General features: G+C 70.1%; 15 protein-coding genes and 1 tRNA gene. 7 read left to right on the top strand and 9 right to left on the bottom strand.

Features of this window, described 5'->3' with window-relative positions:
• Nucleotides 1-24 precede the first annotated feature (24 nt).
• The 3 genes from ACQEVY_RS23125 to ACQEVY_RS23115 all read right to left on the bottom strand — a co-directional run bounded on the left by ACQEVY_RS23125 (nucleotide 25) and on the right by ACQEVY_RS23115 (nucleotide 3,076).
• On the bottom strand, nucleotides 25-1,569 hold the full coding sequence (locus ACQEVY_RS23125; protein ID WP_432951395.1) for a Stp1/IreP family PP2C-type Ser/Thr phosphatase: 1,545 nt from the start codon (nucleotides 1,567-1,569) through the stop codon (nucleotides 25-27).
• 120 nt (nucleotides 1,570-1,689) lie between these two features.
• Nucleotides 1,690-2,208: an FHA domain-containing protein FhaB/FipA gene (locus ACQEVY_RS23120; protein ID WP_432951394.1), complete on the bottom strand. Its 519-nt coding sequence runs from the start codon at nucleotides 2,206-2,208 to the stop codon at nucleotides 1,690-1,692.
• A 10-nt stretch (nucleotides 2,209-2,218) separates the two neighbouring features.
• Entirely contained in the window at nucleotides 2,219-3,076 is an 858-nt protein-coding gene (locus ACQEVY_RS23115; RefSeq protein WP_432951393.1) for an FhaA domain-containing protein, read from the bottom strand.
• A gap of 490 nt (nucleotides 3,077-3,566) precedes the next feature.
• Between ACQEVY_RS23115 and ACQEVY_RS23110 the strand changes: the two genes are divergently transcribed.
• The 4 genes from ACQEVY_RS23110 (at nucleotide 3,567) to ACQEVY_RS23095 (ending at nucleotide 6,879) form a co-directional block, all read left to right on the top strand.
• A tRNA-Leu gene (locus tag ACQEVY_RS23110) sits at nucleotides 3,567-3,650 on the top strand.
• A 243-nt stretch (nucleotides 3,651-3,893) separates the two neighbouring features.
• Nucleotides 3,894-5,336 (top strand): DUF2252 domain-containing protein, encoded by a 1,443-nt coding sequence (locus ACQEVY_RS23105; RefSeq protein WP_432951392.1) that lies wholly within the window; start codon nucleotides 3,894-3,896, stop codon nucleotides 5,334-5,336.
• 297 nt (nucleotides 5,337-5,633) lie between these two features.
• Complete coding sequence (locus tag ACQEVY_RS23100) at nucleotides 5,634-6,449, top strand: J domain-containing protein (protein WP_432951391.1); 816 nt, start codon at nucleotides 5,634-5,636, stop codon at nucleotides 6,447-6,449.
• Between the two features lie 100 nt (nucleotides 6,450-6,549).
• Nucleotides 6,550-6,879 (top strand): rhodanese-like domain-containing protein, encoded by a 330-nt coding sequence (locus ACQEVY_RS23095; RefSeq protein WP_432955365.1) that lies wholly within the window; start codon nucleotides 6,550-6,552, stop codon nucleotides 6,877-6,879.
• Nucleotides 6,880-6,904: 25 nt separating this feature from the next.
• On the opposite strand, the gene ACQEVY_RS23090 is transcribed toward ACQEVY_RS23095, so the two are convergent.
• From ACQEVY_RS23090 to paaA, 6 genes are all read right to left on the bottom strand, one after another.
• Complete coding sequence (locus ACQEVY_RS23090) at nucleotides 6,905-8,041, bottom strand: acyl-CoA dehydrogenase family protein (RefSeq protein ID WP_432955364.1); 1,137 nt, start codon at nucleotides 8,039-8,041, stop codon at nucleotides 6,905-6,907.
• 197 nt (nucleotides 8,042-8,238) lie between these two features.
• Nucleotides 8,239-9,312, bottom strand: a complete 1,074-nt coding sequence (locus ACQEVY_RS23085; protein WP_432951390.1) for a 2Fe-2S iron-sulfur cluster-binding protein — start codon at nucleotides 9,310-9,312, stop codon at nucleotides 8,239-8,241.
• Entirely contained in the window at nucleotides 9,312-9,905 is a 594-nt protein-coding gene (gene paaD / locus ACQEVY_RS23080) for a 1,2-phenylacetyl-CoA epoxidase subunit PaaD (RefSeq protein WP_432951389.1), read from the bottom strand. Before paaD ends, ACQEVY_RS23085 begins: the two co-directional genes overlap by 1 nt.
• Nucleotides 9,899-10,618 carry a 1,2-phenylacetyl-CoA epoxidase subunit PaaC gene (gene paaC, locus ACQEVY_RS23075; protein ID WP_432951388.1) on the bottom strand — a complete coding sequence of 240 codons (720 nt, stop codon included), beginning with the start codon at nucleotides 10,616-10,618 and terminating at the stop codon, nucleotides 9,899-9,901. The genes paaD and paaC overlap by 7 nt, the downstream gene beginning before the upstream one ends.
• The gene (gene paaB, locus ACQEVY_RS23070) at nucleotides 10,615-10,902 is read right to left on the bottom strand and encodes a 1,2-phenylacetyl-CoA epoxidase subunit PaaB (RefSeq protein WP_165338871.1); all 288 of its coding nucleotides are present in this window, start codon (nucleotides 10,900-10,902) and stop codon (nucleotides 10,615-10,617) included. Before paaB ends, paaC begins: the two co-directional genes overlap by 4 nt.
• Complete coding sequence (paaA, locus tag ACQEVY_RS23065) at nucleotides 10,899-11,909, bottom strand: 1,2-phenylacetyl-CoA epoxidase subunit PaaA (protein WP_432951387.1); 1,011 nt, start codon at nucleotides 11,907-11,909, stop codon at nucleotides 10,899-10,901. The genes paaB and paaA overlap by 4 nt, the downstream gene beginning before the upstream one ends.
• A 270-nt stretch (nucleotides 11,910-12,179) precedes the next feature.
• Between paaA and ACQEVY_RS23060 the strand changes: the two genes are divergently transcribed.
• From ACQEVY_RS23060 to ACQEVY_RS23050, 3 genes are read left to right on the top strand one after another with little or no spacing between them, the layout of a single operon-like run.
• On the top strand, nucleotides 12,180-13,046 hold the full coding sequence (locus tag ACQEVY_RS23060) for a DUF5819 family protein (protein WP_432951386.1): 867 nt from the start codon (nucleotides 12,180-12,182) through the stop codon (nucleotides 13,044-13,046).
• A complete protein-coding gene (locus ACQEVY_RS23055; RefSeq protein ID WP_432951385.1) occupies nucleotides 13,043-14,314 on the top strand; it encodes an HTTM domain-containing protein in 1,272 nt (423 codons plus the stop codon). The genes ACQEVY_RS23060 and ACQEVY_RS23055 overlap by 4 nt, the downstream gene beginning before the upstream one ends.
• A complete protein-coding gene (locus tag ACQEVY_RS23050) occupies nucleotides 14,311-15,108 on the top strand; it encodes a TrmH family RNA methyltransferase (RefSeq protein WP_432951384.1) in 798 nt (265 codons plus the stop codon). Before ACQEVY_RS23055 ends, ACQEVY_RS23050 begins: the two co-directional genes overlap by 4 nt.
• The last annotated feature ends 2 nt before the right edge of the window (nucleotides 15,109-15,110 follow it).

The raw sequence follows: 15,110 nt of genomic DNA, 5'->3' as shown, positions 1-15,110 counted from the left end.
GGGGCCTCTCACAGCGTGCGTTGCTTACTGCTTACCGCACAGCGAGACCAGCTTCTGCTCTTCCTCCGAGAGGCTGGGACCGGGTGTGGGAGTGGGTGCGGTGGGGGACGGGTCGGCGGACGGTGATGCCTGCGAGTTCGGGCTCTGGGTCGGTGATGGTGTCGCCTTCGACGCCACGGACGTCCTTGTGGTTCCCGTGGTGCCGCCTGCTTCGCCTTCACCTGTCTGAGAGTTATTACGGCTCTCGGCCTGCCTGCGTTCGGCGTCCTTCTTGCAAGCTGACGCCTGCGTGGCCAACTCCTCGACTTTCGACCTGGCGTCGCTGAGGCCGCCCTCGGCGATCGTGGCCTCGACCTGCTTCTGCTGATACGGCGGCAGGTACTTGAGTTCGATCTCGGGGTGGTCCTTCTCCACCTTCGACAGCGAAACCCAGGCCAGATCCTGGCTGATACCGCGGTACAGCGCGACGTGCTCGCCCTTGGTGCCGACGTAGTACTGCGTCTGCGTCCAGCGGTAACCGCCGTACAGCCCGCCGCCGATGACGGCGAGCGCGAGCACGCCGTAGAGGGATCTCTTCAGCCACTTGCGTCCGCGGCGCGGCTTGACGAAGTCGTCCTCGGTGTAGTCACCGAAGCCGTCCGTGGGTACGTATCCGGTCGTGTCGCCGCTGCCGGGCGGGCCGAACTCGCCGCCGCCCCCCGAGGGCGCGGGACGGCCGAGGCTGGAGGCGCGGCCCGCGGGCGTCTGCATCGTGCCGTCGTCGTGCATCTGCTGCTGCTGGTTCTCGGCGACCGCGCCCACGACGACCGGGATGTCGGACATCTGCCCCGCGAGGGTGTCCCCGCCGTCGATGTCGAGTACGTCGGCCACGATCACCGTGATGTTGTCCGGGCCGCCGCCGCGCAGCGCGAGCTCGATCAGCTGCTGCACGGTCTCCTGCGGGCCCTGGTAACTGGCGAGGGTGTCCTCCATCGTCTGATGGCTGACCACCCCCGACAGACCGTCGGAGCAGATCAAGTACCGGTCGCCGGCGCGGACTTCACGGATCGACAGATCCGGCTCGACATGGTCGCCGCTGCCCAGCGCACGCATCAGCAGCGAGCGCTGCGGGTGCGTGGTGGCCTCGTCCTCGGTGATACGTCCCTCGTCGACGAGCCGCTGCACCCAGGTGTGGTCCTGCGTGATCTGCGTGAGCACGCCGTCCCGCAGCAGGTACGCACGGGAGTCGCCGACATGCACGAGACCGAGCCGCTGCCCGGTCCACAGCAGTGCCGTCAGCGTCGTCCCCATGCCCTCGAGCTGGGGGTCCTCCTCGACCATCAGCCGAAGCTGGTCGTTGGCGCGCTGCACGGCCGTGCCCAGCGAAGTCAGGATGTCGGAACCCGGCACGTCGTCGTCGAGCGCGACGATGGTGGAGATCACCTCGGAACTGGCGACCTCACCGGCGGCCTGGCCGCCCATCCCGTCGGCGATCGCGAGCAGGCGCGGACCGGCATAACCGGAGTCCTCATTGCCCTCGCGGATCATGCCTTTGTGCGATCCGGCGGCGAAGCGCAGTGACAGACTCATGCGCACCTCGCCCGTCGGCTCCGGGTACATCCGCACGGTGCCCACCCTCCGGTCGGGAGCGCGCCGGGGTCCGCCCAGGGGACCGCCGCTGCGTGCTCGCTCCGCTCGCTCATTGTCGTACTACTTCCGCAGCTCGATGACGGTCTTGCCGATGCGGATCGGCGCGCCCAGCGGAATCGGCGTGGGGGTCGTCAGCCGGGTCCGGTCGAGATACGTACCGTTGGTGGACCCTAGGTCCTCCACGATCCACTGGCCATCACGGTCCGGGTAGATCCTGGCATGCCTGCTGGAGGCGTAGTCGTCATCCAGGACGATCGTGGAGTCGTGCGCACGCCCCAGCGTGATGGTCTGCCCCTGCAGCGCGACCGTCGTGCCCTCGAGGATGCCCTCGGAGACGACGAGCTTGGTGGGCGCGCCACGGCGTTGACGGCCGCCGCCGCTCGCCTGCTGGCGCTGCTGCGGGGGCGCTTCCTGCCGCCGGGCGGCCGCTGGAGGCCGTCCGCTCTCCCGGCGCGAGCCGCGCTGTGTGACACGCGTTCCGAACAGATCGCTGCGGATGACCTGCACGGCCACGATCACGAACAGCCACAGTACGGCCAGGAAACCCAGCCGCATGACCGTGAGGGTCAGCTCTGACATTGCCCCCGCTTCACCCTTCGGCTTGCCGGTAAATGATGGTGGTGCTGCCCACGACGATCCGCGAGCCGTCGCGGAGCGTAGCGCGGGTGGTGTGCTGCCCGTCCACCACGATGCCGTTGGTGGACCCGAGATCCTGGATCGTCGAGGGCGTTCCGGTCCGGATCTCACAGTGCCGGCGCGAGACGCCGGGGTCGTCGATCCGCACGTCGGCGTCGGTGCTGCGGCCCAGCACCAGCGTCGGGCGGGAGATCTGATGGCGAGTGCCGTTGATCTCGATCCAGTGCCGTACGCGCGCACCGGGCAGCGGGCCGGGCGCCGCGGCGCGGCCCTGGGCCATCGGCGACGCGGGGCCGGGACGGCCGCCGGGCGGTGGCGCGGCCGGCATGGGAGGAGCGCCCGCCTGCTGGGCCGCGGCCGGCGGCGGGAAGCCGTAGCCCCCGGGCCGGGCGGCCGGACCGCCTGCGGGAGCGCGCTCCGGAGCCTGCTGGCTGGCCGAGGAGGCGAGCGTACGACTGCGTACCCGGTACAAGCCGGTGTCGAGATCGTCCGCCTTCTCCAGATGGACCTTGATGGGGCCCATGAAGGTGTAGCGCTGCTGCTTCGCGTAGTCGCGCACCATGCCGGCGAGCTCATCGCCGAGCTGGCCGGAGTACGGGCTGAGACGCTCGAAGTCCGGCGTACTCAGCTCCACGATGAAGTCGTTGGGGACGACGGTCCGCTCACGGTTCCAGATCGTCGCGTTGTTGTCGCACTCGCGCTGGAGCGCGCCCGCGATCTCGACGGGCTGGACCTCGGACTTGAACACCTTGGCGAAGGTGCCGTTGACCAGACCTTCGATACGCTGCTCGAACTTCTTCAGGACTCCCATGGGGCACCTCCTCCTTCGTCGCTGTCCTGGTACTGCTTACTGATCGTATCCACGCGCCGGGAAATCGGCTGGTTCCCCCTGTCGGCACCGTCGACGGGTGTCGACGCCCACTGAAGTCCCCTCCCGAAGTTCCCTTCGGAGCTCCTCTTCGAACTCCCCCTGGGCACTCCCATGGGAAGGATCGTAGAGGTGGCTTCACCACAGTGTCCCGCACCCGACTGTGGTCCCTGTCCGCCTCCTGGGGAGATGGCCGGGACCGGTACGAGGTTGATACGTGAACAGGTTCTGGCCGATACGTATCGGGTGGCGGCGATGGGGCACAAGGCACTGTGAGGGGCGGCTGCGCAGGTGATGCCGGGGTCTGCAGCCCCGCCCCTGCCTCGTTGCTGCCCCCGGAAAGGGATGTGAATCCACCCTTGGCACCGTGCTAATCTTCTGCATGTCGCCAGGCGCTCCCACCCCTCGGTGAGAGACGGACGACACACCCAATGCGCGGGTGGCGGAATAGGCAGACGCGCTGGATTCAGGTTCCAGTGCCCGCAAGGGCGTGGGGGTTCAACTCCCCCCTCGCGCACACTGAAGCCCCGCAGGTCTTGGACCTGCGGGGCTTTCGCGTTGTCCGGGGCCTGGGCCGGGCGGGCCCCGGTGGCCTCGGGCTCGTCCCGGGTCGCGCCCGGGCGTCTTGGGTGAGGACAATCACAGGGCGGGCCTGGGAGTTTTCCACAGGCGCGGGGTTGTCCACAGGCCCTCACACGGATCGACGCCCGGCGGTACCGTCGTGGCCAGTTGATGTTCGTGCACGGGGGAGACGGTCCAAGTGAGCGAGAGCGGTGGCGCGGTGGCAGCACGGGCTGAGCAGACGGAACAGACGGGACGGGCCAGAGTCGCCGATGTGCGCGGATTCGCACAGTGGCCGGCTCAGGGGTCTCCCAAGGAAGAGGGCAAGGCCCTGCGGGAGCGGGTCTCGCGGGCAGCGCACACCGCCCTGGACGGGAACGGTGACCGGCCGAGCGCCGTGACAGCCGTCGAGGAGTCCAACCGCGGCCGCATCCCCGAACTCACGGCGATACGGGTCGGAAGAATGGCCGCCAGCCCCTTCGCCTTCCTGCGCGGCTCGGCCGGACTCATGGCATACGACCTGGCGCGTACGCCCATGACAGGCATCGGCGCGCAGATCTGCGGGGACGCGCACGCGGCGAACTTCGGCCTCTACGCGGACGCGCGCGGCGGCCTCGTCATCGACCTGAACGACTTCGACGAGACCGTGCACGGACCCTGGGAATGGGACCTCAAACGGCTCGCGACCTCGCTGGTCCTCGCGGGCCGGGAGGCGGGAGCGGGCGAGGACACCTGCCGCAAGGCGGCGCACTTCGCGACCGGCTCCTACCGGCGCACCATGCGACTGCTCGCCAAACTCCCGGCCCTGGACGCCTGGAACGCCATCGCGGACGAGGAACTGGTCTCGCACACCGACGCCCACGACCTGCTGGGCACCCTGGAACGGGTCTCGGAGAAGGCGCGGGCCAACACCAGCGGCCGCTTCGCCGCGAAGTCGACGGAGCCGGTCGAGGGCGGCGGACGCCGCTTCGTCGACGCGCCACCTGTGCTGCGGCGCATACCCGACGCGGAGGCGGCCGGGGTGGCGGCGTCACTGGAGGAGTACCTCACCACGCTCTCCGAGGACCGCCTCCCGCTCCTCGCGCGATACGCGGTGCACGACGTCGCTTTCCGCGTGGTCGGCACGGGAAGCGTGGGCCTGCGCTCGTACGTGGTGCTCCTGCTGGACCACCGTGGCGAACCTCTCGTCCTCCAGGTGAAGGAGACCCGCCCCTCCGCCCTGGTGCCGCACCTGAGGACGGCGGGCCTGACGGTGCCGGAGGTCGAGCACGAGGGCCGCCGTGTCGTCCTCGGCCAGAAGCGTATGCAGGTCGTGAGCGACATCCTGCTCGGCTGGACCTCGGTTGACGGGCGGCCCTTCCAGGTACGCCAGTTCCGCAACCGCAAGGGCAGCGTGGACCCGGCGGCCCTGGCCGCCGACCAGATCGACGACTACGCCCGCATGACAGGCGCCCTGCTGGCCCGCGCGCACGCCCACAGCGCCGATCCCCGTCTGATCGCGGGCTACTGCGGCAAGAGCGAGGAACTGGACGAGGCGATCGCGTCCTTCTCGGTGGCCTACGCGGACCGTACGGAGGCGGACCATGCGGAGTTGGTGGGGGCTGTGAAGGCGGGGAGGGTTGTGGGGGAGTTGGGGGTTTGAGGGGGAGGGGCGGGGTGGGGGTGGGGGGAGGGGGAGCCCCCCGAGAGGCCTGTCCAGCTAAGTGCTCCAGTCGGCGGGCGGCTCGTGACCTAGGCTGGGTGGGTGATGACGCCGGAAGCTGAGCAGTCGCAGTCCGAGCCGCCTGTTGAGGAGGGGGCCCCGGGGCCGTCGGCGGATGATGTTCCGTCGGCTGGGGGCGAGGGATCGGCTGGTGAGGGTTCCGCCGACGAGCGGTCTACAAGTGGGGATTCCGCCGATCAGGAGTCCACGGGCGGGGATTCCGCCGCGAAGGACTCCATGAGTGGGGGTTCCGCCGGCGAGGCTTCCGGTGAGGAGCAGGTGCGGCCCGAGGAGCGGCTGGAGCGGGCTGTGCGTGCCGCTGAGCAGGCGTTGATCGAGTACGAGATCGCGGTGGAGACCTTCCGCGTCGAGGTGGAGAACTTCTCCCGGTTGCACCACCAGAAGCTCGGGCCGATGTACGCGCGGCTCGACGAACTGGACGCGCAGATCGCCGAGGCCCGGGCCGCGCGCACCGGCGACCCGGAGGACATGCGCAAGGCGCAGGAGGCGCGGGCCAGGGTCATGCCGATGCCGGGGGTCGAGGAGCTGTTCCACGGCTGGCTCGACTCGGACGGGCTGTCCCCGGAGGCCTCGGCCATGCTGACCGAGCAGCCGGTTCGGCCACCGCAGCGCGTGCGGCCGAGCGACGAGGCCCGCAAGCTCTACCGCGAACTGGTCCGCAAGGCGCACCCCGACCTGGCGCAGGACGATGCCGAGCGCCGGCGGCGCGACGAATTCATCGCCCGGGTCAACGCCGCGTACGCCCGCGGGGACGAGGCACTGCTCCAGGAGCTGTCCGAGGAGTGGGCAGCCGGGCCCGTACCCAAGGAATGGCGCCCGAGCCGCGCCGAGGAGCTCTACGCCCGCCTCGAGTGGCTGGCCGAGCGCAAGGAACTGCTCAGCGTTGTGGCCCGTGACCTGGAGGAGAGCGCGATCGGCGCGATGCTCAAGCTCGCCCCGGAGGACCCCGACCGGCTGCTGGAGGAGATCGCCGAGCAGTTGCTGACGCAGCTGAGCGAGCGTGAGGCGGAGCTGGCGGGTTTGCTCGGCTAGTTTCACCGGCTGTCGGCCGGCCTCACTGGGGTACACGGTGCCCCGGGCGCAGGTGGTGGGCGGGTCGGGTAGCGTCGGGCGTATGCAATTCGGAGCTGGTGTGCCCACGGTCGAGGTCGGGGATCTCGCGGACGGAGCCTTTCTGCTGGACGTCCGGGAGGACGACGAGTGGCAGGCCGGTCATGCGGCGGGGGCGCTGCACATCCCCATCAGCGAATTCGTGGCGCGCTACGGCGAGTTGACCGAGGCGGCGCCGCAGGACGGCAGGATCCATGTGATCTGCCGCTCGGGCAGTCGTTCCGCGCAGGTCGCGATGTACCTCGTCCAGCAGGGCATCGACGCGGTGAACGTCGACGGCGGTATGCAGGTCTGGGCCGCGGCCGGGCGCCCTGTCGTGGACGACAAGGGCGAGCCGGGCTTCGTCCTCTAGCGGGTCGTCGCGTTCTAGCGAGGCGTCACGCCAGTGCGTGCGCCGCCAGCAGGTCGCCCAGTGTTTCCTCGTGGGCTGCTGCCGGGCCGAGGGAGAGTTCCAGGTGCTTGGCCCAGGCGTGGTAGCGGTGCAGTGGGTAGTCGGTGTCGGCGCCGAAGCCTCCGTGCAGATGTTGCGCGGTCTGGACGACGCGTCGTACTCCCTCGGAGGCCCAGATCTTGGCTACGGCTATGTCGCCGGATGCGGGCAGCGCCCCACCCGCCCTCGTGCTGATCCGCCACGCGGCCTGCCAAAGGGTCGCTTCCATCGCGCGCAGGTCGATATACCGGTCGGCGGCCTGCACGGCCACCGCCTGGAACGTGGCGACCGGGAATCCGAACTGCTCCCGTTTGCTGGTGTATTCACTCGTCATCCCGAGGACGCGCTCGCCCAGGCCGAGCGCCAGCGCACATGTTCCGGTGGCGAGCAGATCCCGTAGCGATTCCCAGGCGCCGTCGGCGTCGATGACGTTGCGAGCGGTGAGGCGTACGGAGTCCAGCCGGAGTTCGCCGAGCCGCTCACCCGTCGTGGACACCTGCTCGGCGAGCGCGGTGCCTTCGTGGCCGCGCGGTATGAGGGCGAGGACGGCGCGGCCCGAGCCGGTGCTCAGCGCCGGTACGACGACGAAGTCCGCGTTGCAGCCCCAGGGAACCGCCGTCTGCACCCCGTCCAGCACCCACACGTCGCCTTCCCGGCGTGCGGTGACGGCCAGTTCGGCGCTGTCGTGTCCGGTACGGCCGTTCGCGGCGACGGTCAGCACCGTCTCGCCCCGTCCGGCCCGCGCCAGCAACTCCGCCTTCAACTCCTCACCGCCGTACGTCTGCACGGCCAGCGCCGCCGCACTGCTCTCCAGCAGCGGCACCCGCGCGAGCACCTTCGCCGACTCACGTAGCACGAGGCACAGTGCGATCGCGTCCAGCCCGGCCCCGCCGTAGCGCGCGTCGAGCAGCAGGCTCAGCAGGTCGGCATCGGCGAGCTTCCCCCACAGCGTCCGGTCGAAGTCGTCCGCGACGGCGCCCGCGGTGAGCGCGGGTGAGGGCACCGCGTCCGGCGCGACTCCGGCGAACACCGCCTTGGCCGCTTCCACGGCCGCCTGCTGCTCCTCGCTGAAGCTGAAGTCCACAGCCTGTCCTCCCACGCGTACCTGATCCATCGGACGGAGCGGATGGGCCCGCTGATGGATCTGACGGAGCGTCAAGGTAGAACAGGTTCTATGAAAAGGGAACGGCGCGGCAGCCCGGGAGCTGTCGGCAAGCTGATCTCAACACCCTCCGAAACTCGCCACCGCCAAGCTCACCGGTCAAAGCTCACCCGCCAAGCTCACCGGTCGAAGTCCAGCTCTACCCTCTCCGTAGCCGGATGGGACTGGCACGCCAGCACATACCCCGCTTCTGTCTCCTCCGGCTCCAGCGCGAAGTTGCGGTCCATGCGCACCTCGCCGGAGACCAGGAACGCCCGGCAGGTCCCGCACACCCCGCCTCGGCAGGCGTACGGCGCGTCGGGGCGGTTGCGTAGCACCGTCTCCAGGAGCGGCTCGCCGTCCCGCACCGGCCAGGTGCCCGCGCGCCCGTCGAGCCGCGCGGTCACCGTGCTGTGCGCGGGGGTCGGCACGGTGGGAGCCGGTGCGGCCCCGTCGTCCAGATGGAAGATCTCCTCGTGGATACGGCTCCGCGCCACCCCGAGTTCGCGCAACGCTCGCTCCGCCCCCTGCACCAGCCCGAACGGCCCGCACAGGAACCAGCCCGCCACCGCATCGACGGGCAGCAGCGCCGGCAGCAGCCCTGTGAGCCGCTCCCGGTCGAGCCGCCCGGAGGGCAGACCGGCCTGCTGCTCCTCGCGGGAGAGCACCGTCACCAGCTGGAACCGCTCCGGGAAGCGGTCCTTCAGATCGGCGACCTCCTCGAGGAACATCGTCGAGGCGGACGTTCGGTCGCTGCGTATGAGGCAGAACCGTGCCTCGGGCTCTCGGGCCAGCAGTGTCGTGACGATCGACAGCACGGGTGTGATGCCACTGCCGCCGACCACCGCCGCGTACAGCCCGGGCGCCGGTTCGAGTGTGAAACGGCCTGCTGGTGTCATCACCTCCAGCTCGTCGCCGACACCGATCTCCTTGAGGGCGTACGTCGAGAAGGACCCGCCCTCGACGAGCCGCACCCCTACGCGCAGCGTCCGGGGTCCGTCGCCCTCCGCGGAAGCGGGGTCGGGTGCCGGCGAGCAGATCGAGTACGTGCGCCGTATCTCCGTGCCGTCGACCGTGCGCCGCAGCGCCAGGTGCTGGCCCGGTGCGTACCGGTACTCCTCGCGCAGCTCCGGCGGTACCGCGAAGGTCAGGGCGACGGAGTCGTCGGTCAGCTGGTCGACCGCGGCCACCGGGAGTGTGTGGAAGCGGGCCATCACAACTCCTTGAAGTGGTCGAACGGTTCACGGCACGACAGACAGCGCCGCAGCGCCTTGCACGCGGTGGACGAGAAGCGGCTGAGCAGTTCGGTGTCCGCGGAGCCGCAGTGCGGACAGCGCACGGGGTCCGCCACCGGGCCCGCAGCCGCTCGGGCTTCGGCCACCCCGCCCGGAGTGTGCGCGGCCGTCCGCGTCGGGCCGAGCGATATCGGAACCGGTCCCGCCGCCCGCTGCGTACGCGGCGGTGCTATCCCGAACTCCCGTAGCTTGCGGCGTCCCTCGTCCGAGATGTCGTCCGTGGTCCAGGCAGGGGAGAGCACGGTCTGTACGGTCACCTCGGGCACCCCGTGCGCGTACAGCACCCTCTCGATATCCGCCGACATGGCCTCGAGGGCCGGGCAGCCGGTGTACGTGGGCGTCAGCTCGACCTCGACCGCGCCGCCCCCACGGACGTGGACCGCGCGGAGCACGCCCAGCTCCTCCAGGGTGAGGACCGGCAGCTCGGGATCGGGCACGGAACCGGCGAGCCTGTGCAGCTCCTTCTCAAGGAGCGTCGTCTCCCCTTCGGGGGGTGTCGTCCTGGTCACCATGACGCCCCCGGGTGGCTGCGGTGCAGATGCTGCATCTCGGCGAGCATCCGTCCGAAGGGTTCCGTGTGCAGCCCCTGGCGTCCGGCGCCCGCAGTCCACGCCCCGGCTCGGGGTCCTTCCGGTACGTCGAGGGTCGCCCGGCGCAGAACGGCGGAGACGGAGTCGAGCCAATTCGTCTCCAGCTCCTGCCAGTTGACGTCCATCCCCTCGATCGGATGGAACATCTCACCGGTGTACCGCCACAGCCCCTCGCATGCCTTTCGCATGCGCTGATGGCTCTCGGCCGTGCCGTCGCCCAGTCGCAGCGTCCACTGTTCGGCGTGGTCCTGGTGGTAGGCGACCTCCTTGACGGCCTTGGCCGCGAGCGGGGCGAACTCGCCTTCCCCGGCGGCCAGTTCCGCATACAGAAGCCGCTGGTAGGTGGAGAAGTACAGCTGGCGGGCGATCGTGTGGGCGAAGTCGCCGTTCGGCTGCTCGACGAGCTGGAGGTTGCGGAAGTCGCGCTCCTCGCGGAGGTATGCCAGCTCGTCCTCGTCGCCTGCCATCGACAAGAGGACCCGTGCCTGGCCGAGCAGGTCGAGGGCGATGTTGGCGAGGGCCACTTCCTCTTCGAGGACGGGCGCCTTGCCTGCCCACTCCCCCAGTCGGTGCGAGAGCACCAGGGCGTCGTCGCCGAGGGCGAGGGCGGCCGTGGAACCGGCGGTGACCGTCACAGGTGCTTCACCCCTTCCGGGATGTCGTAGAACGTCGGGTGGCGGTACGGCTTGTCGGCGGCCGGTTCGAAGAAGGGGTCCTTCTCGTCCGGTGAGGACGCCGTGATCGCGGTGGAGGGGACGACCCAGATGGAGACGCCTTCGCCGCGCCGGGTGTACAGATCGCGGGCGTTGCGCAGCGCCAGCTCGGCGTCCGGTGCGTGCAGGCTGCCGGCGTGGGTGTGTGAGAGTCCGCGGCGCGAGCGTACGAAGACCTCCCAGAGGGGCCAGTCGTTGGTGGTCATGCTCGCGCCTCCCCGTTGTTCGCGGCGTGTTTGCCGGCGTAGGCCGCCGCCGCTTCCCGTACCCATGCGCCTTCTTCGTGTGCTTGCCTGCGCTGGGTTATCCGCTGGTCGTTGCACGGGCCGTTGCCCTTGAGGACCTCCCAGAACTCCGTCCAGTCGATCGCTCCGAAGTCGTGGTGCCCCCGCTCCTCGTTCCACTTCAACTCCGGGTCGGGGAGCGTGAGTCCGAGGGATTCGGCCTGGGGGACGCAGATGTCCACGAAGCGCTGGCGCAGTTCGTCGTTCGAGTGCCGCTTGATCTTCCAGGCCATCGACTGCGCGGAGTGCGCGGACTCGTCGTCGGGCGGGCCGAACATCATCAGCGAGGGCCACCACCAGCGGTTCACCGCGTCCTGCGCCATCTCGTGCTGCTCCGGCGTGCCGCGGCTGAGGGTCAGCAGCAGCTCGTATCCCTGGCGCTGGTGGAAGGACTCTTCCTTGCAGATGCGGACCATCGCGCGCGCGTACGGACCGTAGGAGCAGCGGCACAGGGGCACCTGGTTGGTGATCGCGGCGCCGTCCACCAGCCAGCCGATGGCGCCTACGTCTGCCCAGGTCAGCGTCGGGTAGTTGAAGATCGATGAGTACTTCTGGCGGCCGGTGTGCAGCTTGTCGAGCAGCTCGTCGCGGCTGGTGCCGAGCGTTTCCGCCGCGCTGTAGAGGTAGAGCCCGTGTCCGGCCTCGTCCTGGACCTTGGCCATCAGGATCGCTTTGCGGCGCAGGGAGGGTGCGCGCGTGATCCAGTTGGCCTCGGGCTGCATGCCGATGATCTCGGAGTGTGCGTGCTGCGCGATCTGCCGGACCAGAGTCGAGCGGTAGGCGTCGGGCATCCAGTCGCGCGGCTCGATGCGCTCGTCGGCGGCCACGGCGGCGTCGAAGACAGCCTCGTACGCCGCTGTCCGCGCGGCATCGTCCGCCGTCCCGTCCGCCTGTGCGCGGGCGGTGCGGTGCTCGGCTGCTGTCGCCATCTGGTCCCCCTCGACCTTGATCAAGCTACCGACCGATCGTTCGGTTCGTCCGATTCAATGGTGGGACGAGGGCCGTAAGGTGTCAACCGCTGTGGATAACCCGCTGTGGACAACGTCACGGTCGTGGCCGCTGTGTTCGCCGGGGCTGTGCCGGGAGGGCGGGCTTAAGTACCGTGCCGGTGCGAACGTCGCGGCGCGGCACCCCGCGGGCGGTACAGCAGCGGGCCGGCCGGCGACAGACATCAGGCGGACATCGGGAAACGGGGCGGAATGGACGCGTACGACGAGGGCTCGAACCCCCGGCACGAGCCGCCGGACGAGCCCGAGCCCGCCGCTGCCGACTCTCACCCACCGAACGACCGCGCAGCGCCTGCCGGTTCCCCGCCGGACGATCGCGCAACCCTCACCGCACCCCCGCCGAACCACCCCGCGCCCCCGCAGTACGACCCCACGCCCCCTCCCCCCACCGGCGTAGCCGCGCTGTCCCTCCGCTACCAGATCGCCGTCGCCCTGGCCCTCGCCGTCGTCACGGTCGCCGCCTGTGTGCACCTCGGCATGATGTTTCTGCACGTCGCGCCCTCGAACACGGTGACCAAGCAGCACGGACAGGCGATCGACGAGTGGGTCTACCCCGAGTTCGAGCAGAACTGGAAGCTCTTCGCCCCCAACCCGCTGCAGCAGAACATCGCGGTCCAGGTCCGCGCCGAGGTGCGGGCCGCGGACGGCGGCATCCGGACAACGCGCTGGTACGACCTCTCCGCACTGGACGGCGCAGCCATCGACGGCAATCTGCTGCCCAGCCACACCCAGCAGAACGCCCTGCGCCGCGCCTGGGACTTCTACGTGGGCACGCACGACAACGAGAACCGTCCCGACGGCCTGCGCGGCGACCTCTCCGAGCGCTATCTGCGCCGCCTTGTCGTGCTGCGCCTGGACCGTGAGCAGGCGGGCGGCCGGGGCGCGGTCGTTCAGCAGGTCCAGGTCCGCTCCCGTACGACCAATGTGCCGCCTCCGGAGTGGAGCACGGAGAAGGTCTCCGAAAAGCCCGCCTTCCGCGAACTGCCCTGGTGGCCGGTGACCGAGTCCGACCGGGCGGCAGGCACCCGCGACACGAGGACGGAGGCGGGGGCCCAGTGAGCAGCGACGACCGCACCGGCACCCTCCAGAGCAAATCCCGCCTCGACCGGAAGCTCGCACGCGGCATCTCCCGAATCACCGGTTCGGCGCTCGGCCCATACCAGAGCGCCGTCATACGCATCGGCTTCGCCGCCACCTGGCTGCTGTTCCTGCTGCGGGAATTCCCGCACCGCCGGGACATGTACGGGCCCGACGGGCCCTGGAGCTGGGACCTCGCCCAGCAGCTCATAGCGGACAACCACGCCTTCACGACCCTGATGTGGTCCGACAGCCAGATCTGGTTCGAGATCGTCTACGTTCTGGCCGTGCTGTCGAGCGCCCTGCTGATGCTGGGCTGGCGCACCCGCGCCATGTCCGTGCTCTTCATGATCGGCGTGCTCTCGCTGCAGAACCGCAGCGTCTTCATGGGTGACGGCGGCGACAACGTCATCCACCTGATGGCGATCTACCTCGTGTTCACGCGCTGCGGCCAGGTGTGGTCCCTGGACGAGCGGCGCGAACGTCGCGGGCGTGCGTCACGCGCGCGTGGAGAGCGTTCTGGGCCGGACCGGGTGGGTCCCGCTCTGTGGGGTGTGCTCGGATTCCTGCTGGCCGCGGCCACACTCGCGGGGAAGATCGACGGCGGCTTCCTGGGCGGCTGGCTGACGTTCTTCTGGGGACTGTGGGCGGCCCAGGGCCTGTGGTGGCTGGTCTCACGCCGGGCGCGGACCGCCGAACCGCGGATCTTCCTGGATGTTCTCGCCAACCTCGGCCACAACGCCGCCCTGTTCATGATCATGGCCGAGGCGTGCCTGATCTACGCGACCGCCGGCTGGTACAAGATCCAGGGCTCGCGCTGGCAGGACGGCACCGCCGTCTACTACCCGCTCCACCTCGACTACTTCTCTCCCTGGCCCGCCCTCTCCGACCTGCTGACCGCGAACGGCACCCTGGTGATGCTGGTGACGTACGGAACGGTCGCGGTGCAGGTCGCCTTCCCCTTCACGCTGTTCAACCGGCGGGTGAAGAACGTCCTGCTGGCAGCCATGATCACCGAGCACGCCGTGATCGCCGTGGTCCTCGGCCTGCCGTTCTTCTCGCTCGCCATGATCGCGGCGGACGCGGTCTTCCTGCCGACGTCCTTCCTGCGCCGCCTCGGCGGATGGGCGGCACGCGTGCGCGTGCGGCTGTTTTCCCGCGGCAGCCGCCCTACGATCCCGGGGCCCCGCAAGGGTGATCAGCGCACCCCGGAGGAGGCCGAGCAGGCGCACGTAGGCTTCACCGCATGACGGCCCCCGACGACCCCGTACGCGCCTGGCACCGGCTCGCCGACACCTCCGTACTGCTCGACGGCTTCCACGCCCTCAAGCACGCCGTACGCTTCCACGCCGAGGTCCCGGTGGCCGTCACAGCCGACCGTCGGGCGGCCCTCGCGCTGGCCGAGGAGCTGGCCTCGGACGTACGGGACACGCTCGACGGGCTCCTGGTTCAGGTCCCGGAGGACGTCTTCAAAGCCCTCGTCCCCCGGCCGCACCCCACCGCGGTGGCCGCTTTGGCGGTACGTCCCTCCCGCGCGGCCAACCTGGAGACGCTGGCCCGCACGCCGCGCCCTGCCCCCGTCGTGGTGCTCGACAATCCGCGCAACCTGGGCAACGCCGGAGCCGTGATCCGTCTCGCCGCCGGCTTCGGGGCGACCGGAGTGGTCACGACCGGCACCCTCGATCCCTGGCATCCCACGGTCGTACGCGGCGGGGCGGGGCTGCACTTCGCGACGGCCGTGGAGCGGCTCGCCGTGCACGAACTGCCTCCGGGCCCGGTGTTCGCCCTCGACCCGGAGGGCGAGGACCTCCGTGGCCTCAAGCTCCCTGACGACGCTCTGCTCGCCTTCGGCTCCGAACGCAGTGGACTGTCGCCCGAACTGCGCGCCCGCGCCGACCACTTGGTTTCCCTGCCGATGCGGCCGCAGGTCTCCAGCTACAACCTCGCCACCAGCGTGGCCATGACCCTGTTCCACTGGAGCGCGGCCGGGGCCCCGGCCGGAGGCGGGCCCCCGCCGGGCGGCCCTGACGCTCGCCCGGCCTGACC

It is taken from the genome of Streptomyces sp. CA-288835, from assembly GCF_050936385.1.
Taxonomy (GTDB): Bacteria; Actinomycetota; Actinomycetes; order Streptomycetales; family Streptomycetaceae; genus Streptomyces.
The sequence above is the reverse complement of the archived record's forward strand: the minus strand, read 5'-3'. Positions and strand labels throughout refer to the sequence as shown.

Excerpts from the sequence above, each read along its gene's own strand:
- ACQEVY_RS23125 (WP_432951395.1), bottom strand. The coding sequence starts at position 1,569 with ATGAGTCTGTCACTGCGCTTCGCCGCCGGATCGCACAAAGGCATGATC.
- ACQEVY_RS23120 (WP_432951394.1), bottom strand. The coding sequence starts at position 2,208 with ATGTCAGAGCTGACCCTCACGGTCATGCGGCTGGGTTTCCTGGCCGTA.
- ACQEVY_RS23115 (WP_432951393.1), bottom strand. The coding sequence starts at position 3,076 with ATGGGAGTCCTGAAGAAGTTCGAGCAGCGTATCGAAGGTCTGGTCAAC.
- ACQEVY_RS23100 (WP_432951391.1), top strand. The coding sequence starts at position 5,634 with ATGAGTGGGGGTTCCGCCGGCGAGGCTTCCGGTGAGGAGCAGGTGCGG.
- ACQEVY_RS23085 (WP_432951390.1), bottom strand. The coding sequence starts at position 9,312 with ATGGCCCGCTTCCACACACTCCCGGTGGCCGCGGTCGACCAGCTGACC.
- paaD (WP_432951389.1), bottom strand. The coding sequence starts at position 9,905 with ATGGTGACCAGGACGACACCCCCCGAAGGGGAGACGACGCTCCTTGAG.
- paaB (WP_165338871.1), bottom strand. The coding sequence starts at position 10,902 with ATGACCACCAACGACTGGCCCCTCTGGGAGGTCTTCGTACGCTCGCGC.
- paaA (WP_432951387.1), bottom strand. The coding sequence starts at position 11,909 with ATGGCGACAGCAGCCGAGCACCGCACCGCCCGCGCACAGGCGGACGGG.
- ACQEVY_RS23060 (WP_432951386.1), top strand. The coding sequence starts at position 12,180 with ATGGACGCGTACGACGAGGGCTCGAACCCCCGGCACGAGCCGCCGGAC.
- ACQEVY_RS23050 (WP_432951384.1), top strand. The coding sequence starts at position 14,311 with ATGACGGCCCCCGACGACCCCGTACGCGCCTGGCACCGGCTCGCCGAC.